The sequence below is a fragment of the Thermodesulfobacteriota bacterium genome (assembly GCA_040754335.1).
Classification (GTDB): Bacteria; Desulfobacterota_D; UBA1144; order Nemesobacterales; family UBA2774; genus 2-12-FULL-53-21.
On sequence record JBFMCV010000005.1, the window covers coordinates 200,958 to 221,985 of the forward strand.

Below are 21,028 nucleotides of genomic sequence, written 5' to 3' on the forward strand. Positions count from 1 at the left end.
TCCTGTTGAGCATATTCTGGAAACAGTTCATCTCCAGCTTTCTGATAATATTCCTTATTTTGTTCCTGTTCACTTTCCTCGTCATAGGCGAGCTGCAAGACTACGATAAGTCTCTGACCAAGGAAAGGCTCCTGACCGCGGCAACCCTCGCGGGCGAGATACTGAAACCCTCCATAGCCGGGGGCAATCGTCAGGAAATCCAGCGTCTGGTATCCGGGCTCGGGGAGAAAACAGGGGTCAGGATCACGGTCATAGACGAAAACGGCACGGTGCTGGGCGACTCAAGCCGAAACCCCTCGGAATTGGGAAACCACGCGGACAGGCCCGAGGTAAGGGAAGCCATCGCGAACGACGTCGGGGAAAGCAGCCGCTACAGCGAGACGCTTCAGAGGGAGATGCTCTATGTAGCCGTCCCGTACAGGGATAACGTGAACAGGGTCAAGGCGGTCGTAAGGACGTCCCTCCCGCTGAGCTTCCTCCAGAAAACGATACATCCCATAGAAACGAAGGTCATATATCTCGGCGCGATCCTCACGGCGCTCGCCCTCCTCCTCTCGCTCGGGCTCTCGAAAACCATTACCCGCTCGCTCAGGGGGATAATAAACTCTTCGGAAGAGCTCGCCAGGGGAAACCTGGACATAAGCATCCCTGTCGGCGGCGGAAAATCGGAAATTTCAAAAATCTCCATAGCGCTCAACCGAATGGCCCAAAAGCTCAACGAGCTGTTCAAGCAGCTTTCCAAGGAGAAGAACCAGCTCGAAGCCGTGCTCGGCGCAATGAGCGAAGGGGTAATGGTCGTATCCCACGACGGCAGGGTCATCATCATAAACAGCGCTTTAAAAAAGATGTTCAACCTGAAGGAGGACCCCACGCGGAAACTGTACTGGGAGATCCTGAGGAACAGGGAGCTGACGAAGCTCGTCGAGAGCGTGCTTGAGAACTGGACGCCCGACTCGAGGGAGATATTCTATCTTTACCCGGACGAGAAGCACTATTTCGTGAACGTGATCCCCCTCGATTCCCCCGATAAAGAAGTAATAGTGGTGATGTTCGACATAACCGACTTCAAGAGGCTCGAGAAGATAAAGGCCGATTTCATCGCGAACGTCTCACACGAGCTGAGGACACCGCTCACAGCCATCAAGGGGTATACCGAGACACTCGAGGAAGAGGCCTATGAGAGCCCGGAGGACCAAAAGCACTTTCTCAGGATCATCAAGCGGCACACGGACAGGCTTATAAATATAGTATCCGACCTGCTGGTGTTATCCGAGGTCGAAAGCAGGGATTCCCTCTCCAGGGAGAGCGCCGCAAACGACCTCGAAGAGATAAATATCAACGAATCGATAAAATCGTCGCTCGACGCGCTCAGGTCAAAGGCGCAGGAAAAGAGAATAGACATATCCTACCGGACCGACGAGGACGCGCATAAGATCAAGGCTAACAGGTTCCTCCTCGAACAGATGTTCATCAATCTTATAGACAACGCCGTGAAGTACACCCCTGAGAACGGGAAGGTCGACGTAAGGGTCTCAAGGGAGAACTCGCATATACTGACCGAGATCAGCGATACGGGCATAGGCATACCGAAGGAGCACCTCCCGAGGATATTCGAGCGGTTCTACAGGGTGGACAAGACACGCTCGAGGAACCTCGGAGGCACGGGCCTAGGCCTCAGCATCGTGAAACACATAGTGATAATGCACGGGGGCAAGATAGAGGTGCATAGCGAGGAAGGGAAAGGAAGCAAGTTCAGCATCACGCTCCCGGCGTAGGACGCACTTCAAGCGAGGGGCTGAATACAAAGGGGCGGGCAGATACCGGCGGGTAATTTCTCGGAGAAATAAACCCGGCTCGTATCCGGGAATAAATCAGGCGCTCCTGCCGATGGGATAAGACCCGAGGACTTTGAGATAGACACAATTTTCAGCCACTCTTTCTAAGAGGCTTTTTATCGCCTTTTCATCCCTGTGCCCTTTGAAATCCACGAAAAAAAGATACTCCCAGGGCCTTTCCTTGGAAGGCCTCGATTCGATCTTGGTCAGATTCACCCCCGCCTCGGCGAAGGGCTGAAAAAAGGACTTCTGGAGCTCGCCGGGCTTATCCCTGAGCGAGAACACGATCGACGTCCTGTCTTCTCCCGTGGGGGCGCTTGTGCGGTTCCCGATCACGAAAAATCTGGTCGTATTCCAGTTATTGTCTTCGATGTTCTTCTCGAGAACCTTGAGTTTATATATGGACGCCGAATGCTCACTGGCCACTGCCGCCACCCCTTTGCTCCGGGATGCGAGCCTCGCGGCTTCCGCGGTGCTGGAGGTCTCCCGGATCTTCCTGTTCGGGAGGTTTTTGGTCAGCCACTTCCTGCACTGGGCGAGGGGCTGCGGATGGGAAGCTATTGCCTTGACGTCCTTGAGCGTTCCGGATTTGCAGAGCAGGAACAGATTTATTTTCTCGAAAAGTTCAGCCGATATCGTGAGGCTTGTGCCGGAAAGCAGATCCAAGACTATACCTATCGACCCTTCGATGGAATTTTCGACCGGCACGACGCCGTACAAAGCCCTCCTGTTCTCAACCTCCTCGAAAACGTCCTGGAAGCTGCCTAACGGTATAAGCTCCGAAGAGCCGCCGAACTCGTGAAAAGCCGCCTGGTGAGAGAAGCTGCCTTCGGGACCGAGATAGGCGACTCTGAGAGGCTGCTGAAGCGCACGGCAGCCCGAAATGATTTCGCGGTAGACCCTCAATACCGAATCGTTCGAGAGCGGGCCTGAATTTAGCTCAATGAGCTTCCTTTCGATCTGCCTTTCGCGCACAGGGTCGTATACACCGACGTTGTTCTCGTTCTTAAGCTCTCCGATCCTAAGCACGACCTCGCCGCGCCTGTTCAGCAAATCCAGCAACTCGCGGTCGATTTCGTCTATTTCTTTTCTGAGTTTTTCGAGGTCTTGAGAGGAGCCCATTATTTATTATTCGAGGAGAATTAGGGACAAGGATAGCAACAGGGGAAAATTATGTCAAATAATCCGATTGAGTGATTGTAAATATCCGCGTAAGGCGCGGGTGAAGGGCGTTTCCCGCTTTATCCGAAACCGTCATAGCTCCCTCTCCTGCACGCCTGAATCCATGATGGCGGCCTTCCTGATTACGGATTTATCCACGAAGATGGGGGACTTCATTCTCGAAGCAAGCGCTATCGCATCGCTCGGGCGGGCGTCGATATTCGATACCTTCCCGTTTACGGATACGACCACCTGTGCGTAAAATACCTGGTCGCGGAGGTCAGTTATTATTATCCTCTTGACCTCGGCGTTAAGCGTCCTTACCATAGCCGCTACAAGGTCATACGTCATCGGACGCGGCGGTATCATTCCCGAAAGCCCGATCTCTATGGACCTCGCCTCACAGAGCCCCACCCATATGGGAAGAACAGTCTCCTTTTTCTTGTCCGTGAGAAGGACTATCGGTGTCTGGGTCGCCCGGTCGAACCCGAGGGCCTCGATCTCCATCTCCTGAAGGGCGTCATCGCTCTTTTTTTCCACACCGAGGGCAGCCGCAACAGCCGCGAGCACTATGACGCCCAATGCAACACACATGGATTTTGTCCTGATGCCCATATGCAGATACCTCCCGGAAGTAGAATATCACAAACTCCTTAATATCAGTAAGCGAGCGCCCAGACGCAGACGCTTCCTCTTTACGTCACGAACGTCTTGACTGAGAGTAATGGAGCGGTGTCTATTTTTCCCCTATCATATAAAGGCACCCTTCAGGACCGACCTTCGCTGAATGAACCGCGCCTGCCGGAACGTCGAACCTCTCACCGGGCCCGTACGTGACGGTTTTTCCCTCCGAGGTCACGGTGATCCGGCCTTCGAGTACTATGTGTGCGGTTATTCCGCTGTGGGTATGGTCGGGGTAATAGGCGTTCGGGCGGTCCCTGTGCATGAAAATCCCGGAAAACCCCTCATCGCGGAGCCTTTGCTCATGGCTCTTTTCGTTCATGGCTCGCCGCCAGGGCTGATTGATGAATTAAGCCGAGTGATGCCGGTCAGAACCTTGTTATCGTTCCCTTTTCGAACCTCGGGTTCTTTATCGTGCCGAGTATCTTGCCGCCAAGGCTCCCGTCCCTCTGTGTCGCCAAGTACGGAGTCAGGAGCGCTTTGTACTTGGCCATCTGGTCGCCTTTCATCTCGAGGCGGTAACCCAGGTCGATGACGCCGCCCTTCGGTATCTCCCAGAAGAGGGGAGTGGTGCCGGTTATCTCCAGATTGATGTCCTTGCCCGTCACGTTGAGCGCCAGGATGTTCGTCCTCTTTCCTTCGATATTCCCCTTCACCAGGGACTTGAGGCCGGTGAAGCTGGGGAGGCTCATTCCCTTGACTTTAATATCCTTGATATCGAGCCTGTCGATCTCGAACTGGAATCCCCCCTTGGGCTCGGGCTCGAGCTCTATATGCATGCTGCCGTCCATCACGCCGCCCAGTGAAAACAGGCTGCCTCCGTCGGATAAAAGCAATGCCGGCATCGAGTCGATCGAGACGTGCTTCACGGTGGCATCTATTTCCTTTGCGCGCGACCCGGCCATGCTCACGCTGCCTTCAACCTCTCCGTTCAGAAGCTTGGCCTTGAACGGGAATTTACGGGATCCGGTTATAAACGCTAAGACCGACGGCCTTATGCTTAAGGTGTCGATAGCGAGGAACCGGTCCTTCGTTTTGTAGAGCTTTACGCCCTCGAGCCTTATGCTCAGCAGGGGAGAAACGCTTGCTTTCTCTATCTCCACCTTATAGGGGGTGCTGCTCTCGAGCTCGGCGACGATGCGTTTTTTTATAAGGTCGCCCGGGAAGGTTATAAAGAGAAAAACAAGGAACGCCGCCAGGAAGAACACAGCGTAGGAGAGCGGCCTCACGTGCCTCAGTTTCATGAGCTTTTCCCTCATATCAGCCGAGCTCCCTGAACTCGAACGTCGACACCCTAAGCTTGACGGTCATGGAATCCGATTTGTTGAACTTGGTGCTTATATTCAAGTTAGACACCTTGAGGAACGAAGGCGTATTTTGAATCTTGTACAATATATCGACCAGGTCCTTGAGCGAGAGGTCCTTAAGCTCGACGTCGATGCTTTTCTCCTCATAAAAATCCTCGGACTCCGCTGTTCTTAAGTTTACATCCTTTATGGAAAAATTCTTTCTGTCTATATTCTCGTCCAGCAGTATCTGCTCCACGACGGATATGAGCGGCTCGTTCTCCTTTTTTATCCTGCGCGATAGCTCCTCTATCCTCTTCTTCGAGCCTTCGTATTCGCTCCTGAGATTTTCTATCCTCACGAGCTCGGTCTCGAGCTGCTTGACCTGCTTCTCGAGACGCTCCGTGCCGGAAGAAAAGGTATGAAAGACTATATAAACGATAAGCAGACAGAGACCGGCTAGGCCGACCCTCACAGCCCTTACGTCCCTTTCGGACGAAGAAAGACGCGAAACCCTCTCGCGCAGTTCGCTAAAAGCCCTTTTAATACCGCCGCCTGCAGAACCTATATCCATGTCACACTTCCGATTTTACCACCAGTGACAGCTCGAACTTGGTTTTACCGTCGACTGTGTTTCCCGTCTGATTCCTCGTCACGGACTCGAATATTTTGGATTTGGACAGGGCCTCTTCTATCTCCGTGACTTCCTGGTAAGAATCGCATACCCCCTGTATCTTGAGTTTGTTATCGCTTTCGAATTTAATATCGTTCACGACGAGCTTCATGCTCGCGGGCAAGCTCTGGGATATGTCCCTCAGCACCTCAAGCGGCGTGCTCGCGCCCTCGACCCCCCGGATCGTCATGAGCTTTTCCCTCTGCTTCGACACCTCGGTTTCCATGAACTGGACCGGCCTTGGAATCACCTTCACTTCGGGAAACGTGTCCCTCACGAGCTCGGCGATCTCCGCCTCGAGGACCTTGACCTCCTTTTTTAGCTCGAAATACCTCGATGCGCTGCTGTACAGGAGAAGTACGAGAAGCAGGGCGAAAAGGATCGCCGGCGCCATGAAAACCCTTCTGAGCTCCCGGTCGGAGCCAACGTACTTGAATTCGTCCTTCCTGTAGTTAAGGTACCCGCTCTTAAACGAGCTCCCGTAAAGGGCGAGCGCGTAAGACCTCGCGTATAACTGGGAATTCTCCGAACCGAGATCAGGGATAAAGAGCTTCTTCACATCCCTCCCGAACTCCTTTTTAAAAATATCCGCTATACCCGGCGCCTGGGAAACCGCCCCCGAGATCAGGATAGTGTTTATCTTCTCTCTGAGCTCCGTCTCGAAAAAATGTAGCGTTTTTTTAATCTCGCTTATCACGGGCGCGAGACATTGCTTCAGGTGTTCGCCGCCTTCCCCCGAAAGCTCGGCTTTGGAGAACCCGAATTCGTCTGTCGAAACCCCTCTCAAACCGCACAGATTTTCGACGAAGAACTCGATCGGCTTCCTCGACGACCTCACGCGCTTCAGTCCGTTTTCATCGAAAAGCGCAAAGCTCATGTCCCCTTCGCCTATATCCACGAGCATAACGGGCCTTACGCCCTCGAGGAGCTCGTTCAGGGCCCCTAACGCAATGGGCGTGTAGGTGACGATCTTCGGGTCGATCCCGGCTTTATTGAAATAGCCCACGGCGGACGCGACTTCCTCCTTTTCGAATACGCATACGAGCGCCTCGGCGCCGCCCTCGCCCCTCACGAGATGATAGGCGTGGCACTTATCCTGTGGTTCGAAAGTGGATATGTTTTCGAGCTCGAAGCCGTACACCTGGTCTATCTTCTTCGGGTCGACGAAGGGGAATTTTATCACCCTCACAGAGATCGGGTCGACTGATAAGGAAACGGCCAGGTCACCCTTGGGAAGTGAGTATTCCCTGAACACATCATTCAATGCTTCGGATGAGTTAGGAGTAAATTCTGAAGATTTCGTACGTATGGTCTGAAGAAGCTGGACATCTCTTAATCCTCTTTTAATCAAGGATATCCTTGCATCTTTCTTCCCTATATCAAGCCCTGCGAATCTGCCGTACATGTTTAAGTAAATTACTTAATCCAGCCCTTTAAATCTAAAGTAAAGCCCTTTTAAAGTCAAATAGATTCTATAACCCCTTTGCCCTCGATAACGTGAATACCGAAACGCCGGAGGCGCCCGATTTGAGTATCTCCCGTGCGCATTCATCCGATGTGGAGCCGGTCGTAAAAACGTCGTCGACTAGCAGTATCGACTTATCCTTAAATGCTCCGTGGGATGTGACCGAAAACGCCCCCCTTACGTTCCTTCGCCTATCCTCTTCGTTCCTGAACTCGATCTGGGGACGGGTATCCCGGATCTTTTTAAACGTGAGCAGGTCGCATTCGATCCCTCTCCTCCGCGCGAGGTTATGAGCGAGGAAGGCCGACTGGTTGTATTCCCTGTTCCTAAGCTTGCTCATGTGCATCGGAACGGGAACCACGAGGTCGAAGCCGCCCTTGGGAAAAGGGAAATTATCCAACAGCAGGGACGAGAGAAAACCTTCCAAGCCGAGCCTGCCCTCGTATTTGAACTCGTGGATCATGTCCCTGATCTTACCCTCGTAGAGGACTACAGAGCGGGCGGACTCGAAAGAAAAACTCCCCCTCAAACACCTGCCGCACAGGTGACCCGGTCCGCCGGGCGACGGGGCCGTAACATCGGCATCAAAATGATCGGCGCTGAAAAAACCGAACGGAGTCCCGCACCTGCCGCATGAGGAAAAGTCGCTAATGAACTTCACTTCCGAAAAGCAGCTCACGCAGACGGGGTTCTTGTCCGCGACCGGGATATCGCACGTCGAGCATATATTCGGAAATATGAGATCGAGCATTATTCAGGGGTTTAAACCGAACCGTGATACGACCCTCAGGCGCCGGGGACACGAAAAAGACCCCCCTATACCCTCATCGGCATTATTACCGACAAATAAACCTCGTCGCCCTCGGGCTTGAGGACAGCGGGGCTCAGCTCATCGATCAACCCTATCTGAACTCTTTCGCCCGTGATCACCTCGAGCACGTCCATCAGGTACCTGGCGTTGAAACCCAGCTCCATGGGCTCGCCCGAATAATCGAGGGGCACCGTTTCCTTCGCCTCGCCGACTTCAGGCGAAACGGAGATGAGCGTCATGCCGCCCTTGGCGATAACGAACTTCACGCTCCTCGTTTTCTCAGATGAAAGTATCGAGACCCTTTTGAGGGCTTTCAGGAACTCGTTCCTGTCGAGGGTAAGCGTCGCTTTCGTGACTTCGGGCGTCACCTGGCGGTAGTCGGGAAAATCAGCGTCTATGAGCCTCGCTATGAGTATTATGTCCTCCCCTTCAGCCATGAAGAAGTTGTCGCCGGCCCCTATCCTGACCTTGTCCGAAAGCTTGAGGACTTTCCTCAGCTCCGCCACGCCCTTTTTGGGTACGACGAAGCCTTTGCCGAACTTTACCCTGCTGTCTATGCTCTTCTCCACGAGCGAAAGCCTGTGTCCGTCCGTTGCCACGAGCCTAAGGCTCTTGCCGCCCGCCTCCTCGAAGAAGATGCCCGCGAGGTTCCTCCTCAGCTCGTCCGGAGAGACGGCAAAAATAGTCTTCGATATCATCTCTTCGAGCAGTGCGCTCTCCACGGAAAAAAGATTGTCCGAATGGAGCTCGGGGATAATTGGAAAGTCCTCGCTCGGAAGTCCGGCTATTTTGAATACCGCGGACGAGGCCCTTATCTCGACCCAGTGGTTCCCGATTTCCTCGACCTCAATATCGCCTGTCTCGAGCTCCTTCACGATCTCGTACAGCTTGCGCGCGGGGAGCGCAATGCTGCCCGTCTTCGACACATCTGCCTGAGACCACGTGCTCATTGTCGTTTCCAGGTCGGTGGCAGAGATACCTATCCTGTTTTTGTTGACGTTCAAGAGGACGTGAGAAAGCACGGGCATGGTGGCTCGCCTTTCCGAAATCCCCTGAACAAGCCCCAGTTTGAGTGAAAAGTCTTCCGCTCGAGTTTTAAACTTCATAGTTTCTGCTCCTGCTACGGTATTCAATCATATTATATGTATATCAGTAGTAATAGTAGTAGAGCCTGTTAAATTGTTGAAAAGCACTAAAACATATCTCTATTAAAAGGAATTTTATGTTTATAAACCTGTTGGCAATAACGGGGTTTTATCCACATCTATCCACAGATTTTGTCTTGAAATGCGGAGCTGCGATTTCTCCACAAATCTGTCCACATAGTTTTGCACTTCCTATCCACTTATCAGGCTCTCTATTTTTCTCGACAGCGTTTTCACCGTGTTTTCGAGAGACGGGTCTTTACCGAGGTTGTTTTCTATCTTCTTGACCGCGTGTATTACGGTCGAGTGGTCCTTACCCCCGAACTTTTCCCCGATCTCCGGGTAAGAAGCCCCGGTGTACCTTCTGGCGAGGTACATTGTAATCTGCCTCGGCACGGCGATGTTCTTCTGTTTTTTGTCGGATTTCAGGTCCTGCACCCTTATACCGAAGAAGTTGGCCACTTCCCTCTGAATGCTCTCTATGCTCAGGAACTTCTTGTCCTGCTGTTTCAGTATGGTCCTTAACACTTCCTTTGCAAGGTCGAGGGTTATCTCGGTTTTGAGCAGCTTGGCGTGGGCGATGATGTTCGTGAGCGTTCCTTCGAGCTCCCTGATGTTGGATGTCGTGTTCTGCGCCAGGTAGAGCGCGACCTCGTTCGGGAGAATTATCCCTTCGGACTCGGCCTTGTTCTTGATGATAGCTATCCTCGTCTCCGTTTCGGGCGGCTGTATGTCTGTAATGAGGCCCCATTCGAACCTCGATCTCAGCCTTTCCTCCAGGTACGACATATCCTTCGGTGACTTGTCGCTCGTGAGCACTATCTGTTTTTTCGATTCATAGAGGGTGTTGAACGTATGGAAGAATTCCTCCTGCGTGCTCTCCTTCCCCGCTATGAACTGGATGTCGTCGATCAGCAGCACGTCGCACCCGAACCTGTACCTGTTCCTGAACTCCTCCATCTTGTTCGACTTGATGCTGTTGATTACCTGGTTGGTGAAGTGCTCGGCCGAGATGCAGCATACCCTGGCCATGTTCGACGTGGATTTGACGATGTAATTGCCTATCGCGTTTATGAGGTGCGTTTTTCCGAGCCCCACGCCCCCGTAGATGAATAGCGGGTTATACGCCTCTCCGGGTTTTCTTGCGACGGCGGTCGAGGCCGCGTGCGCGAACTGGTTGCTCGGGCCGACTATGAACCTGTCGAATGAATAGTTGGGATTGAGCGTGCCGGTGAAAAGCTTGGCCGGTACGGCGTCTTTCGAGTCCGCGGGCTCGTCCTTGGCTCTCTTCTCTTCCCCTGAGGCTTGTCTATCCTCCGCCGTGACGATTTTTACGGTGACGGATTTTCCGTAGATCTCCCTTATCGTATCGCCGATGAATTCGAGATAGTGGTTGTTTATCCAGTCCTTGTCGAACTCGCTGTTCGCCCGGAGCGTCAGGGAATCCCCCGTTTCGGACACGGGTTTTAACGGCGCGAACCAGAAAAACACCTGGGGATTTGATTTCTTTTTTATCCTTTCGAGGACACGGTCCCAGACGACAGGCTTGTGTTCGGGGCCTTCGCCTGCCTGGTGCGGCTTGGTGGGCCGGAACGATTGTCCTATAAAAAACTCGAGTCCCTTTCCGTCATCCTTTTTGTCAGTAAACAGCGTTCTGAGATTATGCTTCAGGGGCGTTCTTTTAGCGGCCAATGTCCTCTGCTCCTCCAAATCAAGAGATAACTTATCCACAATCCATCAACACCGTGTGGATAGTTATTTAATCAGTTTTAGAATGTGAATTAAGCCCCACCCAAATCCGTAGGTTACATCCTAACAGATGCAAAAATATATTGTCAAGTATTATTTTTTTATCTTTAGATTTCCGTTCGTTACGCTCTATAGTTGAAGATCGGGAGGCATTTTTCGGGAGCGGGCGGTGAGGCTTCCGAAGGGCGCAACCATCTTGCGGAGATTGATATTTTTGACTCCACAAAAAGAGGAATTTCAGGGCTCGGATCACGGGAGAGCCGTTAAACAGGGCTTTTGTCGAGTGAAGCGCGAACGCCTCTTTCGACGTCGACGCGGCTCAGTATGAGGGCGCCCGCTATAAAGAACACGATGAGAGAAAAAATGCTGAGCCTGCTCGACCCGGCCAGCTGAGCGACCACGGCGAATACGAGGGGCCCGACTATCCCGGCGAACCTGGAGCTCATGCCGTAGAACCCGAAGAACTCGGCCGTCTTCTCCCTGGGCAGCATAGAGCCGTAGAGTGATCTGCTCAGCGCCTGCGTTCCTCCCTGGACCGTTCCCACGAGGAAGGCGAGTATGAAGAAGTGGAGTGCCGTCTCCATGAAATAGCTTGCGACCGAGATCACCGTATAGACGAAAAGCCCGAGCATTATCGAATTCTTTGCGCCTATAAACCTGGCCAGTCTTCCGAATGCGAACGAGAAGGGGATTCCTACGAACTGTGTCATGAGGAGGGCCCCTATGAGTGCGGTCTCGCTTATGCCTATCTCGGCCCCGTATATAGTCGCCATCTTGATTATGGTCCCTATGCCGTCGTTGTAGATCCAGAAGGCCGCGAGGAATAGGAAGAGATCCCTGTATTTCCTCAGCTCCGAGAACGTGGCCGAAAGTCTTTTGAAGCCGGCTGTCAGAACGCTGCCGTCTATTTTTTTGCGCTTCGGCACGGGAGGCTCGCTGACGTTAACGATGAGGGGTATCGTGAAGAGCGCCCACCAAACGGATACGGTGATAAAGGAGATGCGTGTGGCGAGCGCCTTGTCCTCCATGATTTGTATTATGCCTATGTCGAGGGCAAGGAGTATCCCTCCCCCGAGGTATCCGAGCGCGTAACCCTTGACGGAGACGCGGTCGATCTCTTCGGGAGCGGCGACGCTCGGGAGGATCGAGTTGTAGAAGACCTCGGACATGGAAAAACCTATATTCCCGAAAACGAAGAGGAGGGACGCCAGGAGCCAGTCCCCGCTTGTCACGTAGTAGAGAAGCGCAGTCGAGAATATTCCGATTGCCGCGAATACGAGGAGGAACTTTTTTTTGATCCCCGAGTAATCTGCGACGGCCCCCATTACCGGGGCCAGAAGCACGGACACGATAAGCGCGATGACGGTCGTATAACCCCAGTACACGGTAGCGGTGTTCCCTGACAGGTTTTCGGCCGCTACCCGGCTGTAATAAACCGGGAGCACCGCGGAAATGATTATCGTGGCGAACGATGAGTATGCCCAGTCGTAGAGGCACCAGCTCAGGACCTCTTTTTTCTTTTTCTTGACTCCTGCGATGTCGGGCACGTTTATTTAACCGGTCTCATTCGGGAGGCTTTATACTTAGACCCGGTTTCAGTCCAGTATTATTATTGGAAACGCATTAAAAGGAAAGAAATCCCGGATGATAGGACTCCTTGTTTTTTTTCTCCTGTGGACCCCGCTCTGCCTTCTCATTGTGTTCGGGCTCCCTTTATTTGATCTGGAAAGCAGGCTCGACCTCGGGCTTATTGTCTGGCTCATCGGGGGGCTCCTCGGGTTTTATTATATTACGGCCAGGAAATGGAGGCAGTGAATGCTCCCTGAGTCAGCAGCATCTTTCATAAAAAGGTAGTTATACCGGCATATTGACAGTAGGCTTTAATTAGATGGTAATCATTCCCAAATGATAATTACTTGAGATTGAGCTCATTTTATGGGATAATTTTAATGATATTCAGGCGCCGAATTATTAAGGTGTCCTAAGTTAAATTACCGACATTCAAAGGAGGCCGGCATGCTCAGCAAGGAAATTCAGGACGCGCTTAACAACCAGATCAAGAACGAGTACTTCGCTTCATACACCTACCTTTCCATGGCCGCACATTGTGAGTCTATAAACCTGAGGGGTTTTGCGAAATGGCTCCGGAAGCAGAGCTCTGAGGAGCTCGAGCATGCGATGAGGCTCTTTGATTACGTCATAGACCGCGACGGCCATGTCGTCCTTCAGGCGATAGAAAAACCCCTGTCCAAATACAAATCCCTCTCCGATATGTTTCAGCAGGTGCTCGACCACGAGAGAGAGGTCACGGGGATGATAAACAAGCTCTACGAGAAGGCGATAAACGAAAACGACCACGCGACCGCCGTAGAGCTCCACTGGTTCATACACGAGCAGGTGGAAGAGGAAAAGAACGCGACCGAGATCCTGGACAAGCTTAAATTCGCGGGGGATAACAGCTCCGCAATTCTGCTCCTCGACGGTCAGCTGGGACAGAGGGGCTAACGCCCTGCGGCAGGTGAGGGCCTCTGGCTCCGGTACAGTGAATAATGTGCCGTTAAACTTCCAGTTCTGGTATGATCTCGCAAGCCCGTACTCATATATTTCAGTAATGAGGATAGAGAGCCTCTGTTCCGTGGCCGGAGTCGAGGCCGAATGGAAACCCTTCCTGCTGGGTCCGATTTTCAAGAGACAGGGATGGGATACCTCCCCCTTTAATATCTACGGGGCGAAAGGGAGGTACATGTGGCGCGATATCGAGCGCCTCTCCGCCAAATACGGGATACCGTTCCGCAAGCCCTCTGGATTTCCGAGGAACGGGGTTCTCGCATCGAGGGTCGCCATTGCTTCGGAATCACAGGTATGGCGGAGGAGTTTTTCGAAACTCGTTTTCACCGCTAATTTCGCCGAGGACAGGGATATTTCGGACGAGGCAGTGATCTCCTCGATACTCGGCTCGCTCGGCGAAGAGCCCGCGCGTGTTATCAGAAGTGCCCTTTCGGACGAGAATAAAGGGAAGCTAAGAGAGAGTACGGAAGAGGCTGTCGCGCTCGGCATTTTCGGCGCCCCGAGCTTCGTTTCGGGGGACGAGGTCTTCTGGGGGAACGACAGGCTCGAAGACGCCATCGAATGGCAGAGAAGTCTCGGGGAAGAGTCCCGCTGAAAAGTTTATAGAGAAGCACCCCCTAATAGATTCGTTTCCAGAACCATCTAATCGACCCGGGTCATACACCGTTCGGAATTTTCCCTGTCACCCGTATCCTCGGCTGATTGAAATGGTCATCCTGTACTTTTAATATATGGATGAGACTGATTTACTTAATGCTCGCCGCGCCGCGCTTTTGTTTAATGGAGGTTTTGGAGAAAGCGGGCTCTCAAGCCGCGCGGAGAAACGGAGAAACGGATTGGAGAAGAAAGCAGGAGCGGACCCTTGCGGTCAAGATGACGAGAGGGCGATTCGGATAATAATGGAGGGGACGGCCGGCGAGACCGGAGAGGGGTTTTTCAAGTCACTCGTGAAGAACCTGGCTATGGCGCTCAATACGAGAGGCGCGTGGGTGACCGAGTATCTCAACGAATCGAAGAGGCTAAGCTCGCTCGCTTTCTGGCTCTCGGGGGAATGGGTGGAGGAGTACGTGTACGATATATCGGGTACGCCCTGCGAGCTCGTGGTGGAGAAAAAGGATATTTTTCTCGTACCGGAGAACGTCATAGAGCTTTTCCCGCGTGATCCCGATTTGAAACCCATGGGCGCCGTCAGCTATATGGGTGTGCCGCTACTCGACACCGACGGGAGCGTGCTCGGGCACCTTGCTGTGCTCGATTCGAAGCCGATGCCCGACGAGTCCCGGGTGCGCACGATATTCAGGATATTCGCTTCGCGGGCTTCCGCCGAGCTCAGGAGGCTCCGGGCTGAATCGGAAGTGAGGGAGCGGGAGGAAAAGCTTGGGCGGCTCGTCGACAGCGCTATGGACGCCATCATCGAGCTAAACAACATGCTGGAGATCAATATGATGAACCCGGCCGCGGAGAAGCTTTTCAAATCCCGATCACCCGAGAGAAAGGGGAAGAGCTTTCTCGAATACCTTGCGGACGGGAGCGGTGAAAAGCTCAAGGGGCTCATTGCCGAGCTTGCGCTCCTTCCCGAAGGGAGGAGGTACATCTGGGTCGCCGGGGGGCTTACGGGCATGCAGGCGGACGGCGTATTATTTCAAGCCGAAGCTACTATCTCGCAGTTCGAGATGGGGAGGAAGCGGTTCTATACGGTGATATTAAGGAACATCAACGAGCGTCTCGAGGCGGAGCAGAGGATAAAGCAGCTTGCCTGGGAGGCCGACTATCTCCGCGAAGAGATAAGCTCACTAGAGAATTTCGGAGAAATCGTGGGCGAATCCAAGGCGCTCAGGGCTGTGCTCAGGAACGTGCTCCAGGTTGCGGGGACGGATGCGACAGTGCTTATCTATGGAGAGACCGGGACGGGGAAGGAGCTCATAGCAAGAGCCATACACGCGGAGAGCGGCAGAAGAGACAAGCCGCTCATAAGGGTGAACTGCGCGGCCATACCTGCGACATTGATCGAGAGCGAGTTCTTCGGTCACGAGAAGGGGGCCTTCACCGGCGCGACCGCGAAGAGGGAGGGGAGGTTCGCTCTCGCTTCGGGCGGCACTATATTTCTCGACGAGATCGGAGAGCTGCCGCTCGAGCTGCAGTCAAAGCTACTGCGCGTGCTACAGGAGGGGGAGTATGAGCCCGTCGGGAGCTCCCAAACAAGGAAAACGGATGTGCGTGTGATCGCGGCCACGAACAGGGATCTGCGTCGGGCTGTGAAGGATGGGAAATTCCGTGAAGACCTTTACTACCGGCTGAGCGTGTTTCCGCTAGAGCTTCCGCCCTTGAGGGAAAGAGGGGACGACGTTATCAAGCTCGCGCGGATATTCGCCGAAAAGTTCGCAAAGAGGATGGGTATGACTCTTAATCCGTTTACACAGGCGGAGATCGATGGAATGATGTCATACAGATGGCCCGGCAACGTGAGGGAGCTTCAGAACGTGATCGAGCGCGCGGTGATCACTTCGAGTAAGGGACATTTGAATCTCGAGCGCGCCCTTCCTCAAACCGGGGAGGCGTCGGCGAGGGAGTCGCCGGCCGCGGATCGGCTTCAGGGAAAGCGCATACTTACACAAATGGAAATGGACGAGTTGGAAAAACGGAATATCGCCGCCGCCCTCGAACAGACAGGCTGGCGCGTCTCGGGCGAGAACGGCGCGGCAAAGCTACTCGGTATGCCGCCGACAACGCTTGCCTCCCGCATCAAGGCGCTCGGGATTACGCGCCTCAGATAAATCGTGTATCTAGAACGTGAGCCTGCTCCCCACGGCGAGCGGGTTCACCACCTCGTCGCCGAAGGCGTTGATTAAAGCGTGGACTGCGCGCCACCCAGTGCAGTGCCCCGGAATTATCAGCTTGAAGCCGAAGTTTTTGAGGGCAGCTACGGTATCGCCGATGAACTCCTCGTTGGGATAGACGAGGTGGAGTCCGCCCGCGAGCGCATAGAGGGGGACGTCCGGGAACAGCTCACGCGAGTGCGTGCAGATATTGACGATCCCTGCGTGCGAGCAGCCGGTGAATATCGCAATGCCCTTCCCCTTGATGATCGCCGCCATAAAACGCTCTTCAATTACCAGCGGGTCGGGCTCCCACTCGCCCGTATCCCTGAGCCGCACCTGGTTCTCGAGTCCCCTCTCGAAGCTTCTCCTGGGGATTTCGCCGCTAAGATAAAAAGCGCCGCCTAGGATTTCCTCAGGCCCGGCCGAATATGCTATTGTCAGTCCCGCGCGTTCAAGCTCGTCCGGCGCGGGCACATCCTGAAGCGGCAGTATGCTTCCGTCACTGAGACGGTCTGCCCGTTTGACAAATGCACCCGGGTGTACGTGAAGCGGGATCGGGCTCCCAGCGTTTCGTCTCCGTATAAGCTCTGCCGCCTTCAGAAGGCCCTCTGAGTGATCGAAGTGGCCGTGAGAGAGCACGAGCGCATCGACATTGCCGAAATCGAACCCGGTCTGCCGGGCGTTTCTCTCTAGAGTGTAGGGGTCGGGGCCCGCATCGAAGAGGACGGTCCGCGTTTCTCCCTCGATATGCGCTGTTACTGCGAGGCATATCCCGTGCTGGGCTATAGAGAGCGATTCGCCCGCCATCTCCTTCATGCCCGCGTCCATCAGAACGCGGAGCTCAGGCGTGAAGTAGGCGGGGCGAGTCGAAAGCATGTCCGCCGTATTGTCGACCAAGACATCTACCGAAATTTCGTCTGCCGTTCTCATCTTCTGGCTTCCCGACCGTACGCACGGCGCAACCGGCCTGGGTCAAACTTTTCCTGATGACCCCTGACTGTGATGAGACTAATAATAAACTACGGTTTGCGGGCATAGAAGTTCACGCCCTGCACATAGAGGTCTTTCGAGACCTTGATTTCAGCCGTCGTGTTCCTGAAGCAATCGAAGCGCTCGGTGACCTCGCAGTCGGCGAATCCGGCGGATTCCGCTATCACGGGCAGCTCCTTTTCTGTGAGCGCTCCTCCTATACACGCCGCCCAGAGATCGGGGTTGCCCCTCGCGTCTAACTTGAGCTCCCTTTGCACGACGACGTCCCCGAGGAAAAGTCTTCCTCCGGGTTTGAGCACGCGGTGAATTTCCCTGAAGACAATCTCCTTGTCCGGTGCCAAGTTCACAACGCCGTTCGAAATAACTACGTCGATGCTGCCGTCCTCTACCGGAAGCTCTTCGAAGACCCCCTCTCTGATTTCGACTATGCCGGAGAGGCCGGCTTCACTCGCTCCCTCACGTGCGCAGGCGCGCATCGCCTTCGTCATGTCCACGCCGATCGCTTTCCCCGCAGGTCCGACGCGCTTTGCCGCAAGGAGTAAATCCATACCTGCCCCGCATGCGTGGTCGAGCACGGTCTGTCCTCTTTCTATTCTTCCAATCCTGTGCGGGTTGGCCACGCCGGCAAACCGCGCTGTGCTGATTTCTGGGAGCGCGTCCAGCTCGTCCCTGTCATATTTTAGATAATCGCATGCGTACACAGGTCCCCTGTGGAAATGGAAATCGCCCCCCGGGTCGCGCGCTACCCTGTCGTAAGTCTCGTAGACGCGTTCCCTCAAATATTCGGTATCGAAACCTATCGGACATCTGACAGCCATTTGAAGCCTCCTTGTATATTTTACGGGTTATCTCTGCAATGACCGTGCCGAAGTCTCGGGTTCAGATGTTTGCAATGACTGCAATCAGTTATGAATGTTTGATGAGCGAGATAAAGTAGCGATTTTCGGATACTCGCGGAAATTCACGAATAATAATTACGAGATCTCGTAAATTACGAAAATTCGTGAAAAATTCGAATTCGGGAAATATCCCTCTAACCCCTTGTTATCTTTAAACAATTATGACTTATTCAAAACTGGCACACGCCGTGCCGTTAGCCCAACAGTTCTGAAAAACAAAAATCTAAAATAAGGAGGTAAGTAAAATGTCAGAACAAACAGCTTTAAAAGATCAGTCGGATACGGTTTTAAATGGGGTCAACGTCACGAAGTTGTTTGACGCCATGGAGTTGATAAGCGGAAACGCGGAGATCGCGAAGTTCAAATTCCGCAACAGGAACAGGTGGATAAACGGCGGCCTCAACCGGTCGAGCATAGACGGTTTTTACGGAGCGCTCGAGGAGCAGAGGAGGGAGACACCCTTCTTGCTCGATAACGACGAGCCGCCTGTGCTTCTGGGTGAGGACAGGGGTGCGAACCCGGTAGAGCAGGTTCTTCACGGTCTTGCCGGGTGCATCACGACCACCCTCGTATATCACGCCGCCGCCAAAGGGATAAGGATCGACGAGATGGAGACCTCTTTCGAGGGCGACCTCGATATAAGAGGGCTTCTCGGACTCCCGGGCGCTAAGAGGAGGGGATACGAGGAGATCAGGGTAACTGTGAAGGTGAAGGCCGACGCGTCTAAGGAAGAGATCGAAGAGCTAGTGAAGCTCGCCGAGAGACGCTCGCCCGTTTACGACATAGTCACTAACCCTGTACCTGTAAAGGTAACGGTTGAACTGTGAACCGAATGCGCGGCTGCGCTTCTTCCTCGTATCCCGGAGGAGGCGCAGCGCGCAGTCGTTTTTATATCCGGGGTTCCTCCGTATAATATTCATGCATATGCATGAATAAGCCTGGGAGGTAATTCAAATGTCCGTAAAAGAGCTTGTCTTGAACGCTGTATCACCGTCGCCGCTTTATCTCGTAGAGCTGCCGGAGACGAAATGCAGGATAATTAAAAAAAATAATAACCGCGTCTACTGCGGCGTGTATCCGCTCATAGGCGGTCTTTTCAGAAAGGACGTGGAGGAAACGAAAAAGTTCGGCAGGGCATTATGCGACGCCGTCGCCGTGAAGATGAACAACCACGGATTCTTCACAACGGACGAAACGCCCGAGTACGGCATATCTTACGGTTTAACCGGGAAGGAATACGAGTACATATACGAGAGGACGGGGGCTTCGAAAGACCGTCACCTCGTCGTCATGTTCGCATATCCCGAAAGGGAAGCGCTCGAGACCCAGACCTGCTTCGAGGAGCTTATGAGAAGGGAGTATTTAAGATACAGGATCGAGGATTCAGGCTCCGGCTCCGGCCTTGAGTTCGTTTACTGACATATTAATGATCCGCGGATTCATATCTGTTATTGAACACCGCTTCCGGTCGAAGGAAAGTCAGAGCAGGAAACTGAGATTTGAGGACTCGTCTGTATCCGTATGGAGACGTCCCGAACGTATTGCTTTCCTGAAGGCTTCATAATCGCGCTCCACCTGGTCCGCATAGGCTTCAGCGTACTTTACCAGGGCGTCGTCAAAGCTCTCCGAGGATCCCAGGTATCCCGCGATCATGCACGTATCGCCGGCTTTGGCGTGAGCCCGCGCCAGGGCCCAGCCGCACATCTTCGCATAGGCCGTCAGGGTCTTGGGCAGGAATTTATCGAGCTCTGCCGAAACCTTCATGTCGCGGAGCTGACGGACGTAATAATCGTGGCCGTCCGGTACGCTGGCCCAGCCGAGGAATATGTCGCTCGCCGCCTGCATCAGGCGCTGCCCAGTCACGATGCGCTCGCCCTGGTGCGCAAAGCGGCTCTTGCGGCCCGGGGGCTCGAGCACCGACCTGCGCGCCTCTTTTATCTGAAGGAAAAGAGGGTCATCGTCATCGGCGAGCTGGAGCGAAACGAAGCAGCGCGTGCCGACGCTCCCGACGCCCACGACCTTGATTGCCACGTCCTGAAGCTTATAGCGGTCGTAGAGCCGACGACGATCTTCTTGAAGAGAGGCTCTGTAATGTTCTATGAACCTTTGCTGAGCCTTTTCATATTCCGGTACGTTCTCATGGAAATGGTAGATAAACGGAGGGTCATCGACGATCCTCCTGCGCCCGTCCACTTCTTCAGTCAGCTTGGGGAAGACGGCCTCGGATGTCCGCGAGCGGGCCTGCTTTTCCTTCCTGCTTAACCGGTTCAGCATGTCCTTATTGCCGCGAAAGAACTCTTTCAGGTCGTCGATCGTGATTTGGGAGTACCAGACGTCGAGCGCCTTCATTTCGGCGAAGGCCGACATCCGCGTTCTATAGGTCTCGAGGGCGGCTCGCACCGCCGTGTCCGCGTTTTTTTTCGAAAAACCCCGGTCTCTCGAGGCGAGCACGATGCTCACCGCCAACCGCTTGGCATCCCATTCCCACGGCCCGGGACACGTCTCGTCGAAATCGTTGATATCGAAGGCCAGGGACCTCTCGGGCGTGGCGAAGCCTCCGAAGTTCATAAGGTGGCAGTCCCCGCAAACCTGAACTGTGATCCCTGACGCGGGAGATTTCATCAGGTCCCTCGCCTGAACTATCGCGGACCCCCGGAAGAAGCTGAAGGGCGACTGGGCCATCCTTCCGTAGCGAACGGCAATGAGGCCGGGTATGTGGTCTGAGTTGGATTCCTCGAGGAGTCCTACGGCATTATAGGAGCGGGAGCGCGGATTCCATAACGCGTGCGCGGAGCGGGAGCACTTTTCGCGGAGCGCCCTCCCTTGTTTCCGCCTCTCCGCTTTCGAAAGAGTTTCATGATCCATGCGGTTCTCCTCCGCCCGTTATGACTGTCCCGACTACCCCCCGAAGCCAATCCTATCACAATGAACGGGAGAGTTGAATGG

Annotated in this window: 20 protein-coding genes; 7 read left to right on the plus strand and 13 right to left on the minus strand. The window is 53.9% G+C overall.

Annotated features, from left to right (window positions below; translation table 11 throughout):
• The first annotated feature begins 5 nt into the window (after positions 1–5).
• On the plus strand, positions 6–1,775 hold the full coding sequence (gene pnpS / locus AB1598_11860) for a two-component system histidine kinase PnpS (protein MEW6145703.1): 1,770 nt from the start codon (positions 6–8) through the stop codon (positions 1,773–1,775).
• A gap of 96 nt (positions 1,776–1,871) precedes the next feature.
• Here the strand turns inward: pnpS and pheA are convergent, their stop codons facing one another.
• The 10 genes from pheA to AB1598_11910 all read right to left on the minus strand — a co-directional run bounded on the left by pheA (position 1,872) and on the right by AB1598_11910 (position 12,353).
• Positions 1,872–2,957, minus strand: coding sequence for a prephenate dehydratase (pheA, locus tag AB1598_11865; GenBank protein MEW6145704.1), 1,086 nt, complete (start codon positions 2,955–2,957; stop codon positions 1,872–1,874).
• A 132-nt stretch (positions 2,958–3,089) separates the two neighbouring features.
• Positions 3,090–3,611, minus strand: coding sequence for a bifunctional nuclease family protein (locus AB1598_11870; GenBank protein ID MEW6145705.1), 522 nt, complete (start codon positions 3,609–3,611; stop codon positions 3,090–3,092).
• Positions 3,612–3,732: 121 nt separating this feature from the next.
• Positions 3,733–3,999, minus strand: coding sequence for a cupin domain-containing protein (locus AB1598_11875; protein MEW6145706.1), 267 nt, complete (start codon positions 3,997–3,999; stop codon positions 3,733–3,735).
• A 46-nt stretch (positions 4,000–4,045) separates the two neighbouring features.
• Positions 4,046–4,936, minus strand: coding sequence for a type II secretion system protein GspN (gene gspN / locus AB1598_11880; GenBank protein MEW6145707.1), 891 nt, complete (start codon positions 4,934–4,936; stop codon positions 4,046–4,048).
• A gap of 1 nt (position 4,937) precedes the next feature.
• Entirely contained in the window at positions 4,938–5,537 is a 600-nt protein-coding gene (pilO, locus tag AB1598_11885) for a type 4a pilus biogenesis protein PilO (GenBank protein MEW6145708.1), read from the minus strand.
• 1 nt (position 5,538) lies between these two features.
• Entirely contained in the window at positions 5,539–6,891 is a 1,353-nt protein-coding gene (locus AB1598_11890; GenBank protein ID MEW6145709.1) for a PilN domain-containing protein, read from the minus strand.
• Positions 6,892–7,108: 217 nt separating this feature from the next.
• Entirely contained in the window at positions 7,109–7,852 is a 744-nt protein-coding gene (locus AB1598_11895; protein MEW6145710.1) for a ComF family protein, read from the minus strand.
• Between the two features lie 65 nt (positions 7,853–7,917).
• Positions 7,918–9,018, minus strand: coding sequence for a DNA polymerase III subunit beta (gene dnaN, locus AB1598_11900; GenBank protein MEW6145711.1), 1,101 nt, complete (start codon positions 9,016–9,018; stop codon positions 7,918–7,920).
• 231 nt (positions 9,019–9,249) lie between these two features.
• On the minus strand, positions 9,250–10,749 hold the full coding sequence (gene dnaA, locus AB1598_11905) for a chromosomal replication initiator protein DnaA (protein ID MEW6145712.1): 1,500 nt from the start codon (positions 10,747–10,749) through the stop codon (positions 9,250–9,252).
• A 320-nt stretch (positions 10,750–11,069) separates the two neighbouring features.
• Positions 11,070–12,353, minus strand: a complete 1,284-nt coding sequence (locus tag AB1598_11910; GenBank protein MEW6145713.1) for an MFS transporter — start codon at positions 12,351–12,353, stop codon at positions 11,070–11,072.
• Positions 12,354–12,450: 97 nt separating this feature from the next.
• Here AB1598_11910 and AB1598_11915 point away from each other — a divergent pair, with 97 nt between their 5' ends.
• The 4 genes from AB1598_11915 (at position 12,451) to AB1598_11930 (ending at position 16,148) form a co-directional block, all read left to right on the plus strand.
• Positions 12,451–12,621: a hypothetical protein gene (locus tag AB1598_11915; protein ID MEW6145714.1), complete on the plus strand. Its 171-nt coding sequence runs from the start codon at positions 12,451–12,453 to the stop codon at positions 12,619–12,621.
• A gap of 201 nt (positions 12,622–12,822) precedes the next feature.
• Positions 12,823–13,311 carry a ferritin gene (locus AB1598_11920; GenBank protein ID MEW6145715.1) on the plus strand — a complete coding sequence of 163 codons (489 nt, stop codon included), beginning with the start codon at positions 12,823–12,825 and terminating at the stop codon, positions 13,309–13,311.
• 37 nt (positions 13,312–13,348) lie between these two features.
• Entirely contained in the window at positions 13,349–13,969 is a 621-nt protein-coding gene (locus AB1598_11925; GenBank protein ID MEW6145716.1) for a 2-hydroxychromene-2-carboxylate isomerase, read from the plus strand.
• A 241-nt stretch (positions 13,970–14,210) separates the two neighbouring features.
• Positions 14,211–16,148 carry a sigma 54-interacting transcriptional regulator gene (locus tag AB1598_11930; GenBank protein MEW6145717.1) on the plus strand — a complete coding sequence of 646 codons (1,938 nt, stop codon included), beginning with the start codon at positions 14,211–14,213 and terminating at the stop codon, positions 16,146–16,148.
• Positions 16,149–16,157: 9 nt separating this feature from the next.
• On the opposite strand, the gene AB1598_11935 is transcribed toward AB1598_11930, so the two are convergent.
• Together AB1598_11935 and AB1598_11940 are read right to left on the minus strand one after the other, a co-directional pair.
• Entirely contained in the window at positions 16,158–17,123 is a 966-nt protein-coding gene (locus AB1598_11935) for an MBL fold metallo-hydrolase (protein MEW6145718.1), read from the minus strand.
• 89 nt (positions 17,124–17,212) lie between these two features.
• On the minus strand, positions 17,213–18,001 hold the full coding sequence (locus AB1598_11940; GenBank protein MEW6145719.1) for a methyltransferase domain-containing protein: 789 nt from the start codon (positions 17,999–18,001) through the stop codon (positions 17,213–17,215).
• Between the two features lie 326 nt (positions 18,002–18,327).
• On the opposite strand from AB1598_11940, the gene AB1598_11945 reads away from it, so the two are divergent.
• Together AB1598_11945 and AB1598_11950 are read left to right on the plus strand one after the other, a co-directional pair.
• Entirely contained in the window at positions 18,328–18,909 is a 582-nt protein-coding gene (locus tag AB1598_11945; protein MEW6145720.1) for an OsmC family protein, read from the plus strand.
• A gap of 127 nt (positions 18,910–19,036) precedes the next feature.
• Positions 19,037–19,501, plus strand: a complete 465-nt coding sequence (locus AB1598_11950) for a hypothetical protein (protein MEW6145721.1) — start codon at positions 19,037–19,039, stop codon at positions 19,499–19,501.
• A 60-nt stretch (positions 19,502–19,561) separates the two neighbouring features.
• Here AB1598_11950 and AB1598_11955 read toward each other — a convergent pair whose 3' ends face one another.
• A complete protein-coding gene (locus tag AB1598_11955; protein ID MEW6145722.1) occupies positions 19,562–20,947 on the minus strand; it encodes a DUF2252 domain-containing protein in 1,386 nt (461 codons plus the stop codon).
• Positions 20,948–21,028: the final 81 nt, after the last annotated feature.